General features: G+C 75.5%; 12 protein-coding genes. 7 read left to right on the forward strand and 5 right to left on the reverse strand.

Features of this window, described 5'->3' with window-relative positions; genetic code table 11:
* Positions 1–59: 59 nt before the first annotated feature.
* Positions 60–3,632 (reverse strand): ATP-binding cassette domain-containing protein, encoded by a 3,573-nt coding sequence (locus ACZ7LE_RS08775; RefSeq protein ID WP_470402898.1) that lies wholly within the window; start codon positions 3,630–3,632, stop codon positions 60–62.
* Positions 3,633–3,757: 125 nt separating this feature from the next.
* On the opposite strand from ACZ7LE_RS08775, the gene ACZ7LE_RS08780 reads away from it, so the two are divergent.
* The 3 genes from ACZ7LE_RS08780 to ACZ7LE_RS08790 are packed head-to-tail and all read left to right on the forward strand — an operon-like array spanning position 3,758 to position 6,397.
* On the forward strand, positions 3,758–4,486 hold the full coding sequence (locus ACZ7LE_RS08780) for an AraC family transcriptional regulator (RefSeq protein ID WP_470402899.1): 729 nt from the start codon (positions 3,758–3,760) through the stop codon (positions 4,484–4,486).
* A gap of 10 nt (positions 4,487–4,496) precedes the next feature.
* Complete coding sequence (locus ACZ7LE_RS08785) at positions 4,497–5,372, forward strand: hypothetical protein (RefSeq protein WP_470402900.1); 876 nt, start codon at positions 4,497–4,499, stop codon at positions 5,370–5,372.
* 32 nt (positions 5,373–5,404) lie between these two features.
* Complete coding sequence (locus ACZ7LE_RS08790) at positions 5,405–6,397, forward strand: TIGR03557 family F420-dependent LLM class oxidoreductase (RefSeq protein WP_470402901.1); 993 nt, start codon at positions 5,405–5,407, stop codon at positions 6,395–6,397.
* Positions 6,398–6,439: 42 nt separating this feature from the next.
* Here the strand turns inward: ACZ7LE_RS08790 and ACZ7LE_RS08795 are convergent, their stop codons facing one another.
* On the reverse strand, positions 6,440–8,008 hold the full coding sequence (locus ACZ7LE_RS08795; RefSeq protein ID WP_470402902.1) for a protein kinase domain-containing protein: 1,569 nt from the start codon (positions 8,006–8,008) through the stop codon (positions 6,440–6,442).
* Between the two features lie 107 nt (positions 8,009–8,115).
* Here ACZ7LE_RS08795 and cofE point away from each other — a divergent pair, with 107 nt between their 5' ends.
* Positions 8,116–8,904 carry a coenzyme F420-0:L-glutamate ligase gene (cofE, locus tag ACZ7LE_RS08800; protein ID WP_470402903.1) on the forward strand — a complete coding sequence of 263 codons (789 nt, stop codon included), beginning with the start codon at positions 8,116–8,118 and terminating at the stop codon, positions 8,902–8,904.
* Between the two features lie 116 nt (positions 8,905–9,020).
* On the opposite strand, the gene ACZ7LE_RS08805 is transcribed toward cofE, so the two are convergent.
* Genes ACZ7LE_RS08805 through ACZ7LE_RS08815 form a run of 3 tightly spaced genes read right to left on the reverse strand, consistent with a single transcriptional unit; the run spans position 9,021 to position 15,297 of the window.
* The gene (locus tag ACZ7LE_RS08805; protein WP_470402904.1) at positions 9,021–13,064 is read right to left on the reverse strand and encodes an ATP-binding protein; all 4,044 of its coding nucleotides are present in this window, start codon (positions 13,062–13,064) and stop codon (positions 9,021–9,023) included.
* Complete coding sequence (locus ACZ7LE_RS08810; protein ID WP_470402905.1) at positions 13,061–13,786, reverse strand: DUF4194 domain-containing protein; 726 nt, start codon at positions 13,784–13,786, stop codon at positions 13,061–13,063. Before ACZ7LE_RS08810 ends, ACZ7LE_RS08805 begins: the two co-directional genes overlap by 4 nt.
* A complete protein-coding gene (locus tag ACZ7LE_RS08815; protein ID WP_470402906.1) occupies positions 13,783–15,297 on the reverse strand; it encodes a DUF3375 domain-containing protein in 1,515 nt (504 codons plus the stop codon). The genes ACZ7LE_RS08810 and ACZ7LE_RS08815 overlap by 4 nt, the downstream gene beginning before the upstream one ends.
* Positions 15,298–15,503: 206 nt before the next feature.
* Between ACZ7LE_RS08815 and ACZ7LE_RS08820 the strand changes: the two genes are divergently transcribed.
* The 3 genes from ACZ7LE_RS08820 to ACZ7LE_RS08830 all read left to right on the forward strand — a co-directional run bounded on the left by ACZ7LE_RS08820 (position 15,504) and on the right by ACZ7LE_RS08830 (position 17,129).
* Positions 15,504–15,791: a helix-turn-helix domain-containing protein gene (locus tag ACZ7LE_RS08820; protein ID WP_470402907.1), complete on the forward strand. Its 288-nt coding sequence runs from the start codon at positions 15,504–15,506 to the stop codon at positions 15,789–15,791.
* Positions 15,792–15,980: 189 nt separating this feature from the next.
* Positions 15,981–16,664 (forward strand): YdcF family protein, encoded by a 684-nt coding sequence (locus ACZ7LE_RS08825; protein ID WP_470402908.1) that lies wholly within the window; start codon positions 15,981–15,983, stop codon positions 16,662–16,664.
* Between the two features lie 81 nt (positions 16,665–16,745).
* Entirely contained in the window at positions 16,746–17,129 is a 384-nt protein-coding gene (locus ACZ7LE_RS08830; protein ID WP_470402909.1) for a DUF1232 domain-containing protein, read from the forward strand.
* Positions 17,130–17,148 lie beyond the last annotated feature (19 nt).

Consider the following 17,148-nt stretch of genomic DNA (forward strand, 5'->3'; position numbering starts at 1 on the left):
AGACGTACAGGTCACCCGAGGGAACTGTGCGTCTGGCACGTGCGTGACCGTCTGACCGGTCAGCCGGCCAGGTGGGACCAGCGCGGCGCCAGGTCGCGCCAGCGACCGACGGCTGCCATACGTCCGCCGTCGAGCACCACCACCCGGTCGGCGACGGCGAGGGTCGCGGCGCGCGACGTGGTGCCGAGCACCGTGGTGCCCGCGGCCCGCAGGCCGGTCCACACCTCGGCCTCGGTGACGGCGTCCAGGGCGGAGGAGACGTCGTCCACGAGCAGCAGGTCGGAGCCCGTGGCCAGGGCGCGCGCCAGGCCGAGTCGCTGGACCTGGCCGCCCGAGAGCCGCAGGCCGCGGTGCCCCACGACCGTGCCGGTGCCGCCCGCATCGGCGACGTCCCGGTCGAGTCCCGCGGACCGCACGGGACCGTCGACCGGGCGGTCGTGGTCGAGCCGCACGTTGTCCGCGACGGTCCCGGAGACGACGTGCGGCACCTGGGCGACGTGTGCGACACGTGGCGGGCGCAGGAACGTCTGCGGGTCGGTGACGGCGGCACCGTTCCAGGACAGCCGCCCGCCGAGGTCGACGAGCCCCGACAGCGCGCCGAGCAGGGACGACTTGCCGGAGCCGACCTGGCCGACCACGAGCACCAGCTCGCCGCGCCGCACCGTGAGGTCCACGCCGGAGACGCCGACGGTGCCGTCGTCGTGCGTCGCGCTGACGCCGTCGAGGTGGAGTTCGCGCAGGCGGCTCGGTGCGGCGAGGGCTCCGGCGCGCGGACCGGCCGGGACCGCGGTGCCCGCGAACAGGTCGACGTCGTCGGGCACGTCGGCGAGGCGTTCGGTGCCCGCGTACCGGGAGCTGACCTCGACCCAGCGGCGGGCGGACGCGGCGCTGGTCACGAGGGCGCCCAGGCTGTACCCGATCCAGCTGAACGTGCCGATCGACGTGCTGACCAGGAGCGTCGTGCCCAGCGACCACGTCCCCGTCAGGTGCAGCGTCCAGGCGAGCACCGTCGCGACGCGGCTCAGCACGGACGGGGCCAGGCCGACCAGGAAGTTGGTCCGCTCCTCCACCAGGGACGCGTGCACGCGGCGCCGGTCGACCCGGGCGACCTGTGCAAGCACGCCCCCGGTGGCCGAGGCGAGCTTGACGGTGCGTACGGAGTCGAGGGCCGAGCCGAGCAGCCGGCCCAGCTCGGCCGCGGCGTCGCCGGCCCGCCGTGCCGCCGCGGCGACCGACCGGCTGCCCAGCACCTGCGCCGCGAACATCACGCCCGCCATGGTCAGCCCGATCGCGCCGGCCAGCCAGCTGCCGCTCAGCGCGACCAGGACGGCGAAGGTGACCGGCGCCGTCAGCACCTCGCTCCAGGCCTGGGTGTGGCCCGTGAGCCGGTAGTCCTCCTGCGCACGGGCCGCGATCTCGCCCGGGGCGTCGCGGACGGTGCGGCGCTGCGCAGTCTGCCCACGCAGCAGGGAGAGGTGCAGCCGCAGCCGGGAGTCGACCCACCACCGCGTGCTCGTCAGCCGGACCGTCAGCGGCAGCAGGGTGTTGGTCACGATCGCCGCGAGGATCGCGCCCACCAGCAGCCAGGGCGCCGAACCGTGCTCCAGGCCCACGACGGCCGACGCCCACAGCCAGCCGACCACCAGCCCGGTCGAGGTGAGGTAGTCGGCCGCCTCGAACACGATCGCCGGGACCAGCATGCCGTGCGGCCGGGCGCGCAGCGTGCTCCAGACCGCCCGCACCATCGACGGCCGCCGTGGGGCGGGGCGCGGCTCGGCGGGCGGAGACCCCGGGGAAGGAGGCGCGGGGGGAGGAGACCCGGCCAGGTCCGTCGGCGCGGTGGTGTCCGGCGCGGGTACCGGCTCGCCGTCGGTGAGCCCCGCCGCCGCGACCAGCCGGGCGAAGTGCCCGTCCGACGCCGCCAGCCGGTCCCAGGGCCCGTGCTCCACGAGACGGCCGCCGTCGAGCACGGCCACGGTGTCGGCGTGCCGCGCGGTGGGCAGCCGGTGGGCGACGACGATCGCCGTCCGCCCGGCCAGCAGCGTGCGCGCGGCCAGGGTGACCCGCTCCGCCGTGGCGGGATCCATGCGCGCGGTGGCCTCGTCGAGCACCACGACGTCGACGTCGCGCACCAGGAGCCGCGCGAAGGCGACGAGCTGCTCCTCGCCCGCGGACAGGGTCACGCCGTCGGGTCCCAGCCGCGTGTCGAGCCCCTCGGGCAGCGACGCGACCCACGCCCGCAGGCCCAGCGCGTCCACGGCCTGCTCCACCCGGGCGGCCGGGACCGGTGCCCAGAGCGTGATGTTGTCGGCGAGCGTCGCCGCCAGGATCTCGGTGCGCTGCCCGACGACACCGACGCGCGTGCGCAGCCCGTGCACGTCCAGGCTCGTGACGTCCCGGCCGCCCAGGAACACGCTCCCGGCGGGCGGTTCGACCGCGCGCGACAGCATCTTGGTCACCGTGGTCTTGCCGGACCCCGTGCGCCCCACGAGCGCGCAGGTGGTGCCCGCCGGCACGGTCAGGGAGAGGGGCCCCAGGGCGAAGCCCTCGCCGTAGGCGAAGCTCAGGTCGCGCAGCTCCACCTCGACCCCGCCCGGGCTGCCGGACCCGGACGTGTGCCCGCCGGTTCCGGACCGGCCGGGGAACGGCGAGCCGCCGACGGGCTCCTGGGGCGCGCCGAGCAGTTCGCGCACCCGGTGGAACGTGCCGATCGCCTCCTCGACCCGGGGCAGCAGCCGGCCCAGCACGTCGACCCGGCCCACGAATCCCGTCACCAGCAGCCACAGCGTGACCAGCCGGGCGACGTCCAGGGCGCCGCCGCTGACGGCCCACACGCCACCCACGAGCACCGCGCCCACCAGTGCGTCCAGCGGCAGCTCGGTGCGCAGCCGCACGCGCGAGAACGCGACCGACCAGTCCTCCCGCAGCCGGATCTGGCGCGCGGCCAGCTCGGCGTACCGGCGCAGCACGTACCGCTGCCCCTGGGCGGTGCGCAGGTCGTCCCGGGCCGCCACGGCCTCCTCGAACTGCGCCATGTGCTCCGAGCCGGCCTCGGAGCTGCGCCGGCTCAGGTCGCGCAGCGGGCGCGCCGACCGGCGCGCGAACACCAGCACCGCCGCGGCGACCACCGGGAAGGCCACCCAGGCGGGCCACCACACGAGACCGGCGGCCACCCAGCCCACCACGAGGCTGATCGCGGCCTGGCCGAGCGTGATGCCGATCCCGCTGATCGCGCGGGTGAGTCGTTGGGGATCGCCGTTGACCCGGTCCAGGAGCTCGCCCACGGCCTGCTCCTCCAGCTCCGGCAGCGGCTGGCCCAGCGCGGCCGCCGCCAGCTCGGACCGCAGGGTGGCCTCCGCGCGGGCGACGCCCCTCTGCACCACCAGCCACGTCACGGCGTCGAACACGATGACCGCGGTGCTCACGACCGCGAGCAGGATCAGCGTGTCGCGGGCCGGGTCGGCGGCCATGTGCCCCGTGACCACCGCGGCGTACGACGACGCGCCCGCCGCCAGCAGCGCGGCCGGGACCGCCACGACGGCGACCCGCAGCGCGCGACGGCGCCACGGGTCGTGGCGCTGGTCGCGGGGCAGGCGGAGCCTGCGGCTCGGTCGAGCCGGTACGAGGGGCATGACCCGACTCTGCCACCGCTCACTGACACTCGATCGAGCCCCGACCTGTCAGACCTCCAGGTCACCCGAGTGACCTGTACGTCTGACACGGGGGAGTGTCGGAGGCGGCGCGTAGCGTGGACGCCGTGACCCCCTACCGTGAGCTTGCACCGCCGGCCGGCCTGCTGCCGGTCGTCGCCTGCCTGTGGGAGCACGACGCCCCGCCGGGCCACGAGCAGCGGATCATCCCGGACGGCTGCGTGGACCTCGTGCGGATCGGCGGCGAGCTCGTGATCGTCGGAGCCGACACCGGTCCGGTCGTCTCCGGCTCGGGCGCGGCCCCGACGTCGCGCACCAGCGGCATCCGGCTCCGGCCCGGCGCGGCCGGCGCCGTCCTGGGCATCCCGGCGTCCGAGGTCCGCGACCAGCGCGTCCCGCTCGCGGAGGTGTGGCCCGACGTCGGACCGGCACTCGCCGACGCGCTCGACGCCGCGGACCCGGCCGGCCGCCTGGACCTGCTCGCGCGCACCGTGCTGCGGCGCACGGCGGAACGGGACGGGCTCGTCGCGGCCGCCGCGCGGCGGCTCGGGGTGCCGGGTTCGCGCATCGCCGGCGTCGCGCGGGAACTCGGGGTCAGCGAGCGGCACCTGCACCGGCGCACGGTGGACGCCGTCGGCTACGGGCCCAAGATGCTCGGGCGCGTGGCCCGGCTCCGGCGGCTGATCGCCCTCACGGCCGCCGCGCCGACGTCCCTCGCGGAGCGGGCCACGGCGGCCGGATACGCGAGCCAGGCGCACATGTCGGACGAGGTGCGGCGGCTCACCGGCCTCACACCCGTCCGATTTCTGGAAGACGCGACCCTGACCGCCGCCTAGCGTCGATGCCATGAGCACATCGACGAGCATCGACCTCGAAGCCGCCCGGCGGTTCGTCTACGACGACGCCCGGCTGCTGGAGCGGCACCGCGTCGCGGTACTGCTCGACGGCGCCCCGCCCGCCCGGGTCCTGGCCGCCCTCCGCCCCTACCGCAACGCCGACCACGGCTGGGGCCACGCCCTGGAGCCCGACCTGCGCGGACCGGACAGCCAGGTCTCGGGCGCGCTGTCCGCGCTGGAGATCCTCGCGGAGCTGGGCACGGCTGCCGACCCCGAGGTCGCGACGCTGGCTCGCGAGACCGCCGACTGGCTCGCCGGCGTGGCGCTGTCCGACGGCCGCGCGCCGCACGTGCTGCCCACCGCCGCCGGCTACCCGGCGGCGCCGTGGATGGTGCCGAACGACGGCGGCTTCCTCACGTACGCGATCGCCGGGTACCTGTGGGAACTGGGCCTGGACCACCCGTGGCTCGACGCCGCGACCGCCTGGTGCTGGAAGCAGCTCGACGGCGAGCACCCCGTCGACGGGTACACGGTGATGTTCGCGCTCCGCTTCCTCGACGCGGTGCCCGAGCCGGGCCGCGTCGCGGCCGCCGTCGAGCGCCTGCGGCCCGCCCTGCGCGACGACGGGACGATCTCCGTCTCGGGCGGGGAGGACGACGAGCAGCTCCGGCCCCTGCTGCTGTCGCCGCGGCCCGGAACGCCCAGCCGGGCGCTCTTCCCCGAGCCGCTGATCGCGGCCGAGCTGGACCGGCTGGAGCGCGAGCAGCTCGACGACGGCGGCTGGGACTTCGACTACCTGCACTGGTCGCCGGGCCAGACCGTGGACGCGCGCGGCCTCGCCACTCTCGGCGCACTCGGCACGCTCCGGACGCACGGCCGTATCTGAACCCGCCGAGCAGGGGCCGTAGGCTGTCCCGCGTGGTGACCATCGGCTATGCCGCGATGCTCGAACAGTTCGCGCCCCGCGAGGCGGTGGAGCTCGCGGCGCTCGCCGAGGTGCACGGCTTCTCCGGCGTCATGGCCGCCGACCACTTCCAGCCGTGGACCCCGCAACAGGGCCAGGCAGGCTTCGTCTGGAACGTGCTGGCGGCCGCCGCGGAGCACACCACGGGCGACCTCGGGCCGGTGACCGCGCCGACCTTCCGGTGGCACCCGGCGGTGGTGGCGCAGGCGTCGGCGACCCTCGCGGCCATGAACCCCGGTCGGCACTGGCTCGGCGTCGGCTCGGGGGAGGCGCTCAACGAGCACGTCGTGGGCGGCTACTGGCCCGAGGCGGCCGAGCGGATCAACCGCATGTTCGAGGCCGTCGAGATCATCCGGAAGCTGTTCGCCGGGTCCCTCGCGGGTCGCGACGTCAAGCACGCGGGCACCTACTTCAAGCTGGAGTCGACCCGGCTGTGGACCATGCCGGACGTCGCCCCCGAGATCCTGGTCGCCACGGCGGGCCCCGTCACGGCGCGCCGCGCCGGGCGGACGGCGGACGGGCTGATCACGCAGGCCGCGCCCCTGGACCGGATGGCGTCCCTGCTGACCCGGTTCGCGGACGGCGCCCGTGAGTCGGGCCGCGACCCGGCGCGGATGCCCAAGGCGCTCCAGCTCCATCTCTCCTGGGCGCCCACCCACGACGAGGCGGTCGCCAACGCCCTGACCGAGTGGCCGGTCGGCGGCATGCGGTTCCCGCGGTCCGACATCCGCTCGCCGCACGACTTCGCCCAGCTCGCCCGGATGGTTCGGCCCGAGGACTTCGAGGGGCGCCTGCTGGTCTCCGCCGACCCCGACGAGCACCGCGCGTCGATCCAGCGGTACGTCGACCTCGGGTTCGACCGCATCTACCTCCACAACGCGGGCCGCAACCAGCGCGAGTGGATCGAGACGTTCGGACGCGAGGTGCTGCCCAAGCTGGTGCGCTGACGGGCCGCCCGCGCACCTTGTTCCCAGGCCCCCGCGACGCCGTCACGGTGCGGCCCAGTACCAGCCCTCGCTGTCCTTGTTCTGCACGGCCACCGACGCGATCGGCCCGACGTCGGGCAGGCTGACGGTGGCGGTCACGTCGGCCGTGTCCGCGAGGTTGCCGTACGCCCAGAACGTGTCCTGCGCCCCGGCGTCCGCGGCGGTGGCACGGCGGACGGTGCCGTCGGCCCCCACGGCGTAGACCCGCAGCCAGGTGCTCGGCGTCGGGTACTGGTACTCGGCGGTGCCCACCCCGTTGCACGAGAACGTGAGCGTGGCCTGCCGGTCCTGGACCCGGTCGACGCTGACGGTCCAGCACGAGCCCTCCGCGAGGAGTCGCGGGGTGCCTGGTGCCCACGGGTCGCGGGCGCTGCCGTCGCCGTCCGCTGCCGGCTCCGTGGTCGGGGTGCCCGTGCCCGAGCCGGGGCTCGCGCTCCCGCCCGGCGACTGCTCCGCGGGGTCCTGCGGACCGGTCGTCTCGGACTGGCCCAGGTCGTCGCGCGCCGCGTCGTCCCCCGTGAGCGAGTTCCAGAGGCCGAAGCCGGCGCCGGCCAGCACCAGCGCCCCCGCCGTCACGGAGCTCACCGCGAGGAGGAGCCGCCCGCGCGTCCGCCGGGTGGAGCGACCCGCCGCGGCCGCCCCGGGCCCGGTACCCGCGGCCGGCCCACGCACGGACGCCGAAGCGCTGCTCGCCGGGGTGACGAGCGTCGGCGCGGCACCACCGGGCTGCGGCACGCCGAGCGACCGCAGGATCGCGTCGAGGGAGGGCCGGAGCTCCGGGTCCCTGACCAGGAGGGCGTCGAGGAACGGGCGCAGGTACGCGGGGCTGTCGGCGTAGGAGGGGTCCTCCGCCGACACCCGGTACAGGACGACGGCGGGGTGGTCGCCCTCGAAGAGGTGGTGGCCCGTGGCCGCGTAGTAGGCGAGGGCGCCGAGCGCCCAGACGTCGGCGGCCGACGTCGCTCGGCTGCCGGTCGCCTGCTCCGGCGCCATGTACATCGGCGTGCCCACGGGCTGCCCGGTCAGGGTCAGCCGCGTCGCGTCGATCGCCGCGACCACGCCCAGGTCGATCAGGCGCGGCCCGTCCGGTCCGAGGATCACGTTGGCGGGCTTGACGTCGCGGTGCACCAGCCCGGCGCGATGGATCTCGTACAGCGCCTCGGCGACGCCCGCGACCAGGTTCAGCACGTCGGCCTCGGGCAGCGGCCCGTTGGCCGCGAGCTCCTGCGAGAGGGTCGGCCCGGCCACGTACTCGGTCGCGAGCCAGGGCAGGTCCGCGTCGGCGTCGGCGTCCACCAGGTTCGCGATGAACCGGCTGCGCACCTTGGCCGCGGCGCGTGCCTCCCGCCGGAACCGGGTGCGGAACTCGTCGTCGTCGAGCTGGGCCCCGCGGATCAGCTTGATGGCGACCTGCTGACCCCGGCGGGTGGTCCCGAGGTAGACGTCTCCCATGCCGCCGCTGCCGAGCCTGTTGCGGATCCGGAACGGTCCGATAGCGCGTGGTTCGCCGGGGCGCAGGGCTGCCGGTTCCGGTACGGGCGCCGTCCTTCGTGCGGGCGGGTCGTGCAACACCGGACGTTTCCCCCATCGATCGCGGTATCAAACAGACAATTGTGACGAACGCCTGGCAGGGTATCGCGCCGAGATGGCCGCCCGCTGGTCGATGTGAGGATGGACCCGTGGAACGACTCAGCGTCTGGGCCCCCGACGGGCTGCCCGAGATCACCCCCGGCGACGACCTCGGCGAGCTGATCGCCGACCTCCTGGCGGGCCTGGAGGAGCAGGACCGGCCGCGCGACGGCGACGTCGTCGTCGTGACCTCGAAGATCGTGTCCAAGGCGGAGGGCCGCGTCGTGGCCGCCGACGACCGCGAGCAGGCGATCACGGACGAGACCGTCCGCGTGGTCGCCCAGCGGGCGCGGCCGGGGCTGCCGCCCCTGCGGATCGTGGAGAACAAGCTCGGCCTGGTGATGGCCGCGGCGGGCGTGGACGCCAGCAACACGCCGGAGGGCACGGTGCTGCTGCTCCCCGTGGACCCCGACGCCTCGGCCCGCACCGTCCGGTCGGTGCTCACCCAGCGGCTGGGCCTGGAGCGGATCGGCGTGGTCGTCACCGACACCGCCGGCCGGCCCTGGCGCGACGCCCTGGTCGACATCGCGATCGGCTGCGCGGGCATCAGCCCGACCGACGACCTCCGCGGCAGCACGGACACGCACGGGCGGCCGCTCAACGTGACCGTCACCGCCGTCGTCGACGAGATCGCCGCGGCGTCCGAACTGGTGCGCGGCAAGTCCGCGGGCCGGGCCGTCGCCGTCGTGCGCGGCATGGGCCGCCACGTCACCACCGGGGACGGCCCCGGTGCCCGCGCGCTCGTGCGGGCCAGCGCGGACGACCTGTTCCGCGAGGGTTCGGCGGAGGCCTACGCTCGCGGGCTGGCGGACGGCCGCGCGGAGGCACAGGCCGGCTGACGGCCGACCAGCCCGCTGACTCGCACCCCGCGGTGTGCCGGGTCAGCCGGCTGGTCGGACCACGCCCCTGACTCGGCCGACGCGGTGTGCGGAGTCAGGGGCGTGGTCCGGCCTCGCTACAGCGACGGACGACGCGACGTCATCCGGACGACGGGCGACGCGCCGTCGGACTCCTCGGCGGTCACCGTCGCGGACCAGTCCGGCGCCGGCTCGTCGTCGCTCGCGTCGGACGGCGTCGGGGTCGGGGTCGGAGCCTGCCCGTCGGTCTGCGCGCGTCCCGGGGTCGGAGCTGGTCCCGGGGCCGGAGCCTGCCTCTCGGACGGCGCCTGCCCCTCGGCCGGGGCGGACGGCGGCGGGGGCACGGCCGAGGCCAGCGGCTGGAGACCCCTCGGGGCTGGTCCGGGCGGGGGCGGCGGTACGGCGGGAACCCCGCGCGCCGGCGTGGCGGCAGCGTCGCCCGCCGTGCCGCCTGCGCCCGGCGTGCCCGCAGCGTCGCCCGCCGTTCCGGCCGTGCCCGCCACGTCGCCGGGGTTCCTCCCCGGAGCAGCCGCAGGCCCCGGAACTGCAGGCCCCGGAACCGCAGGGCCAGGGGTCGGCGTCGGGCCGGGCGCCGGACCGGTCTGGACAGGTGCAGCGGAGTCGGCACCGCCACCCGCGGAGCCCGACCCGCCGCCGGACCCGCCTCGGGTCGCGGAGGCGACCGGGTCGACGTCGGGCAGCGGGTTCTCCAGGAGCACCACGTCCACGCGCGACTCCCGCATCTCCCGGCAGGTCGCCAGGCCGATGCCGCCCACGTAGTCCTCGAGGGTCTGCAGCAGCTTGAGCGGCGTCGCCAGGATCATGTGGAACCCGAACGCCGTGAACGTGTCCATCGCGGTGCGGGTGAACGCCGTGTCGGCCTTGTCGAAGGCCTCGTCCAGCAGGATGGTGCCGTAGGCGGGCGTCGCCGAGTCGGAGGCGCCGGCAAGCTGGTACCGCAGGGCCGCGGCCAGGCAGAACACCACGAGCTTCTGCCGCTGACCGCCGGAGAGGCCCGCGGAGGAGTCGTGCACGGCCAGCGCGATGCCGCCCGCCGTGACCTCGACGCCCGTGAAGTGCACGTGCCGGCGCGTGTCCAGGCACAGGGAGCGCCAGGCTCGGTCGGCGGGGTCGCTGGACCCGAGCCGGCGCACCAGCCGCTCCAGCACCTCGTACTCGGGTTCGGTGTCGCCGGTCAGGGTGTCGAGCGTGGTCAGGAACTCCTCGACAGCCGCCGGACGGCGCTCCTTCACCCGGATCTCCAGGAACCGGTCGGTGTCGAACGGGGACCGGCGCAGCGACGTGTTCACCCCGACGATCCGCTCGCGGATGGTCGCGGGCGCCTGCCGGATCTCGGCGGCGAGCTTGCGCAGCGCGCGGCGGGCCTGGTCGGTCAGGAGGTCCGAGAACCGGGCCTCCTGCTCGGGCAGCCGCGACGTCCGGATGCGCTCCAGCACCTCCAGGTACCGCGCCCGGTCCCCTACCTGCGCCGTGAGGTCGCGCGTGATCGCGGGCCAGCGGCGCCGGAACTCAGCCAGCAGCCCGACGATCTCCCGCTCGGCCGCGCCGGACGTGCGCAGCCCGGCCTCGCGCTCCGCGTCCAGCGTGCGCGACACGGTCAGCGAGACGTCGTCGATCACCTCGTGCGTCACCGTCTTGCGGACGGCGGCGTAGCGCTTCTCCAGCTCCTGGCGGTGCGCGAGGGGGATCGCGTTGGTCGGGGCGTCGCCGAGCTCGGCGACCACGTGCTCCAGGGACCGGCGGTGCGCGCGGGCCTCGGCGAGCGCGTCCGCGGCCTCGGCGGCGGCGGCGCGCGCCTGGTCGAGCCGGGTCTCGGCCGCCGCGACGTCCTGCGACGCCTGCAGCAGGTCCATCGTGCCGTCCAGCAGCCGGTCGAACGACGCCTGGGCGTCGGTCAGGTCGGCCTCCGCGGTCTCGATGTCCACCTCGCGCCACTCCCGGCGCGCCACGTGCCGCAGCGTGAGCTGGCGGCGCACGGCTTCGCGCTGCTCGGCGACGGCGTCGGCCACGGCCTCGTCGGCCTGGGCCAGGCGGGCCTGCGTCGCGCGCGCGAGCTCCAGGAGCTGGTCGAGCCGGTCGTCGGCGTCCCAGCCGAGCGCCCAGTCCTCGACGCCGGGCAGCAGCGGCTGCTCGATCTCCTCGGGCCCGTGCTTGACCAGGCCCTCGCGGGTCACGGCGCGCTCGTGCAGGTCGAGCCCGGCGGGCTCCTCGACGCACAGGTAGTCGTACTGCTCGGACAGGCGGCGGTGCAGCCAGCCCGACGCCGGGCCGTCCTTGACCTCGACCTTGTGCACCAGCGACGAGTCGTCGGTGGACCGTGGCGCGTCGTTGCGCACCCCGACCACGCGGTACCGCAGCCCGGGCCCGGCCTCCACGGCCCGCGCGACGGCGGCGCGGTGCGCGGGGGAGACCAGCACGAGCGTGGCCAGCGGGCGCAGGATCTCCTCGATCACGGGGCGCCAGGCGGCGTCCTCCTCGCGCACGCGCAGCAGCTCGGCCGCGAACGGGAGCATCGAGACGTCGAGCCCGGCGGCCTCGGCCACCGCCCGGCGGGCCGTGGCGAGCGCGGCCGGCACGTTCGTCTGGGTCTGCCGCACGGCCTGGATCCGCGTGGCGACGGCCTCGTGCTGCTGCCCGACGGCGGACCGCGCCGCCAGGGCCTCCCGGATGCTGCCGTCCAGCGCCTCGGGCGCGCGGGAGCGGCCGACCGTGGCCACGGCACCCGTCGACACGGCACCCGTTGCCGCGGCCACCGTCGGCAGCGCCTCCGTGGTGACCGCCGGGACGGCGCCGGTCGCGACGGCGGCCACCTGCCCGGTCGACGGGGCGGCCACGGCCGGCACCGCGCCCGTCAGGGTCGGCACCGCGCCCGTCGCCGGCGGCCTGGCGCCACCGAGCTCCCACCGGGCCTTTTCCTTGAGCGCTGCGAACTCCGCGAAGGTCTCGGGCATGTTCATGCCCACGGACTCGAGGTCGGTCTTCAGCTCGCCGCGCCGCGTGCGGACCAGGGCGGCGATCTCGCCCGCCCGCTGCAGGCGGTCGGCCTGCGTGGCCAGGGCCTGCCCGCCGCGCGCGCCCAGCACGTTGACGGCCTGCTGGTGGGTGTTCGCGGCGACGTCGACCTCGGTGTCGGCGGCCTTGCGGTGGTGCTGCGCCCGCTCCTCCGCCGCCCGCGCGCCCGCGAGTGCGCCGTGGGCGAGGTCGAGCTTCCACGCGTCCTTGAACGTCTCGAGCGAGCCGCGCAGCGTCGCCGCGCGCACCCCCGCCGCCGAACCCTCGTCGTACGTCTTGGTCAGCGCCGAGAGCCGGCCCAGGTGCTCGATCTGCCGGCGTGACGTCTCGATGTCGGCGTAGGCGCGCGCCACGTCCGCGAACTGGTGCACGGCCTGGGCCGCCAGCTCGAACGTGCCGGGCTCGTCCAGCATGTGCCCGCGGAACAGGTCGTCCAGACTGCCCAGGTTCTTCGCCGACTGGGTGCGGTGCAGCAGCACCAGCGCCTGCTCCGAGCCGATGCCCAGCGCCTGCGTGAAGGCCGCCGCGAACGGCGCGTGCCGCTCGCTGACCGTCGCGGTGGGCCAGGCCCCGGTCACGCCCGCGACGTCGGGCCCGGAGCGCACGAACCGCTCGAAGTCCAGCAGCCCCGCCTCGCCCGGCACCACGACGTGCAGCATCGACGGCGTCGACGAGCCCCGCGTCAGGTGGAACAGGCGCACGAGGGTCACGGTGCCGTCGTCGGAGTCGGTGCCGTTCGAGTACCGCAGCAGCACGCCGGACCAGGTGGCGCCCTGGCGCAGGTGGTCGGCCACCACCTCGCCCGTGCTCTCGTCGGTCCGGTGCCGCCAGGCGCCGCGCACGTACGAGACGACGTCGCGGTCGCCCGCCTCACGCTCGGTGGCGGCCGTGCCGGCGGCGGCCACGTTGAACCGCAGGTGCTCGGGCGGGGTCAGCACCGCGGCGACGGCGTCGACCAGCGACGACTTGCCCGAGCCCGAGTGGCCCGTGAGCAGGAACCCTTCGCGCGGCACGGGCACCACGTGGTGGCCCGAGAAGGTGCCCCAGTTGACCAGCTCGACGCGCGACAGGCGCCACTGCCCGGTGGGGGTCGGGTGCGGGGTCTTCATGCGCTCTCCTTCGCCAGCCGGACGTACTCGGCGCTCAGCGCCGCGACCTGGTCCGCCCCGAACACGGTCCGGAGCACCGGGGAGACCGTGCACCGGTCGCCGCTGAGCGGCTCCAGCATGCCCGACTCGATCAGCCGGGCCCACGTCGCGTCGAGCTGCCGGCTGAAGTCCATCGGCGAACCTCCGCCGCGCCGGCGGTAGGCGGCGAGATGGTCGGCCGCCTCGTCGCGGCTGATCGCCACGCGGCCGTCGGAGGAGTCCAGCAGCAGCGCGCGCAGGTGCAGCAGCAGCGCCGTGTCCAGGAACGTCAGCGCCACCTCGCGCACCACCTGCGGCGCGTCGGCCGCCGGCACGTCCCGCACGAACGCGACCTGCGCGTCGGCGTCGACCACCAGGTCGAGGTACTGGTCGGCGAGGCGTTCGCGGACCACGTCCTCGTGGGCCAGCAGCGCGCGCCAGGTGTCGGGCTCGGGCTCGGCCGCCAGGTAGGGGCCGCGCACGAGGCGCGCCAGCGCGAGGCGCGCGGGCGCGGGGAGCGTGCCGTGGTCGCCGGGCCAGAGGTGGCTGCCGACCTCGCCGCCGGTTCCGGCTGCGCCGCCGCCCGACGGCGTCGAGCCGCCGCCGCCCGACGGCGCGCCCGCCGGCCGCCCGGGGCGCGCGGTGCGGAGGTCTGCCGGGTCGGGCCGCGCCGGGCCGGATCCAGGTACGCCGGGTTCTGTCACGGGACATGCTCCTCGAACTGGTGCTGGGGAAGTGCGGCCCGGCGCGCGACGCCGCGCGAGGACCGCCAGCTGACGTCCTCGCGGTCGCCGGTGGGGGTGCCGTGCTGCTCGGCGAGCGTCAGCAGGCCGACGACGCTCGCGGCGCCCTGCGTGGCGGGGTGTGCGCCGAGCACCGAGCCGACCGTGGCCCGGCCGGCCCGGTCGACCACGTCGTTGACGTGCCCGCGCAGCTCGTCCACGTCGATCTCCGAGTCGCGGGCCATGGCGCGCAGCGCCGTGAGCGAGACCGGCCGCGGCGGCAGGGCCGGGGCGGCGGGCGGCGCCTCGGCGTCCTCCCCACCGGGGTTGTGCGGTGCGAGGCCGCCCACGGACCGGGGGGCCACGGCGCCCAGCGGCAGGGTCAGACGCAGCTCCGCGCCGGGTACGACGTCGGGGGCCGCGGTGAGCGCGGCGTCCTGCGCCTCGCCGATGAGGCGCCGCAGCGCGCGCTCGGCCGGGAGCTCGCCCGAGCGCACCGTCCGCTGCAGCGCGCGGCGCAGCACACCCATGGTGTCGGTGAGCTCGTCGGCGGCGTCCTGCAGGGTGGGCAGCAGGCGGCGCAGCGCGGAGGCCTCGCCGGGTGCCAGGTGGACGGAGTCGAGCACGCGCCCGAGGTCGTCCTGCGCGGTGTGCTCCGACTGCCGCAGCAGCTCGCGGAACCCGACCAGGCCACGGCCCGCCTCGGACTCGGCGAGGTGGTCCACACCCCGGTAGATGTCGTCGAGGAAGGTGTCGCGGGACCCGTCGGACTCCAGGAGCCGGCGGCGCAGCTCGCGGTCGGTGCGCTCCAGCTCCGTGCGCACGCGGGCCAGGTCGGCAGGGATGTCGCCGGCCAGCGCCAGGATCTCGCGGGCCCGCTCGGCGGCGACGTCCGCCGGCAGGGCCTCGGAGTCACCACGCCGGGCGCGCTCGATCTGGGCGTCGAGGGCGGCGCGCTGCTCCAGCAGGGCGGCGAGCCGGGCCTCCGGGTCGGGGTCGGCCTCGTCCGCCAGGCGGTGCAGGCCGTCGAGCACCGCGCCGAGGCGCGACGGCGTCACCGCGGGGTGGGGCCGCCTCAGGCGGGAGACGAAACGGATGGCGAGCAGGGCGCCGTCGGACAGCTCGACCGTCTCCGCGCCGGGCTCGCCCCCGGTCTGCGGGGCGCGCCGGCGTACCAGCACGCCCTCGTCGATCCACTCGGAGACGTAGAAGTAACCGGAGTAGGGCAGCTCGAACCCGGCGCGGCGCAGCTCGGGCACGTCGTCGTCGATCCGGTCGGCGAGCTGCTCCACGGGCAGCCGGCGGCGGGACGCGCCGAGGTTGCGGTCGAGCAGCACGACGGCGGCCGCGGCGTTCCTGGACCGCAGCAGCACCCAGGCGGGATGCTCCTGGAGAAGGGCGCGCACGGCGCGCGCCGCCTGGCCGCGGCGACCTGTCCCGTGCCCGGCGGCCGGCCGGGGCGCGGCGTCCCCCGGTGAGCTCGCAGTACCCATGGGGGCTGAGAGTAGTAGGCCAACGTGTCGGTGCGGCACCCCCGGGGGAAACATGGCGACACTTGCTCCGTCGCTGCGCCGCGACGGCCATAGACGTATAGAGTCAGGTCCCACAGGGCTTGCCGGAAAACAGATCTCTACTTTCCGGCGGGCCCTGTCGTGCGTCATGGCACGTTTCGATGGCAGAGCGTCGACGGGAGGGCACCTTGCTCACGAACGCAGCCCAGATCATCGCCCGGATCCGCGCCGAGCGAGAGCTCAGCATGAGTTCCCTGGCGGTGCTCGCGGGCGTGCCCACGTCGACGATCAGCCGTATCGAGTCCGGCCAGATCGAACCGACGCTCGGAATGATCCGGCGTATCGCGCTGGGGGCCGGCTACCACCTGCACGTGCAGTACCTCGACCTGTTCTCGGGCAAGCTCGAGGACGACGTCGTGCCGGTCGCCGCAGAGCCGGCCGGCGAGGGCGAGGACGACGACGATCCCGCGCACTAGGGCGGTTTCATCCGGTCCGCTACCTTGTCTGCGTATGGGATGTCGGTGCGGGGGGCGCGGGGACGCGGAGGCACGACGGCGGCGGTGCGTTCCCGATGAATGTGACATTGCACGCAATTCCAGTGGAAACCGGGCGTGCACTCTCACTCAGGTTGTGCCCCTCATTCCTCCGAGCAATATGGTCGTCATATGCCGAACGTCATGATCCCCGCCGAAGTGCGGGAGGACGTAGAGACGCTGTGGGTGTTCCACGACCTGCAGCACGTGCCGCGGCCGGTCGACGTCGGCATCGGCCTGGGCGGGCATGACCTCGGCGTGGCCGTCTACACCGCCGAGCTCTACCACGCGGGGCTGTTCCCGCAGATCGTCTTCACGGGCGCCAACGCGCCCACCACGGTCGACGCGTTCCCTCAGGGCGAGGCGCTCGGCTACCGCGACCGCGCCATCGCGGAGGGCGTGCCCGCGGAGGTCGTGCTGGTCGAGCCGGCCGCCACCAACACGAGCGAGAACCTGGAGTACAGCCGCAAGCTGCTCGCCGAGAACGAGGTCGAGCCGTCCTCCGTGCTGCTCGTCTCGCACCCCTACCAGCGGCGGCGCGCGTTCGCGACGGCCCAGATGGTCTGGCCGGACGTCGACGTCCTGTGCGTGTCCCGGCCCATGTCGCTCGACGCCTACGTGCGCACGATCGGCGACGCCGACCGGGTGATCGACATGCTCGTGGGCGAGACGCAGCGCCTCACGCTCTACGCCGAGCTCGGGTTCATCTCCCACGAGGAGGACGTGCCCGCCGACGTGCTGGGCGCCTTCGACCGGCTCGTGGCGGCCGGGTACACGTCGCGGCTGGTGGAGGACCGCCGTCCGATCGACGTGTGACCGCGGCCTGAGGCCGATGTCACGAAACGGGCTTCCGGGACATCCCTGGCGAGTTGGTCCGTTCTCCGTTACGTTCCGGGCATGCGCGAGGAAAACAAGCGGGGCAAGGATCCCAGGAAGTTCACCTGGCAGGAGATCCTCACGTTCGTCGCGGGCGCCGGGTACGTGGCCAGCCCGATCGACCTCCTGTCCGAGGGCGTGCTGGGGCCGCTCGGCCTCGGCGACGACGCGATAGCGATCGTCATCGCGGGCGTCACCCTCTACAAGGCCATCCGCCGGTTCCGGCAGCACCGCACCGTGCCGGGCACGACCGGGGACGCCCCGGGGAGCAAGACGCCGGGCGGTCCCGCGCAGGGCGGCACGACGCAGGGCGGCACGACGGCGGGGGGTGCGGGGTACGCCAACGGCAAGACCGTGCCGGGCACCGCCGAGGACGTGACGCCGAACCGCAAGCCTCACCGCTGACCGGTTCGCCCGCCCTGGC

The organism is Promicromonospora sp. NPDC110617 (assembly GCF_055598465.1).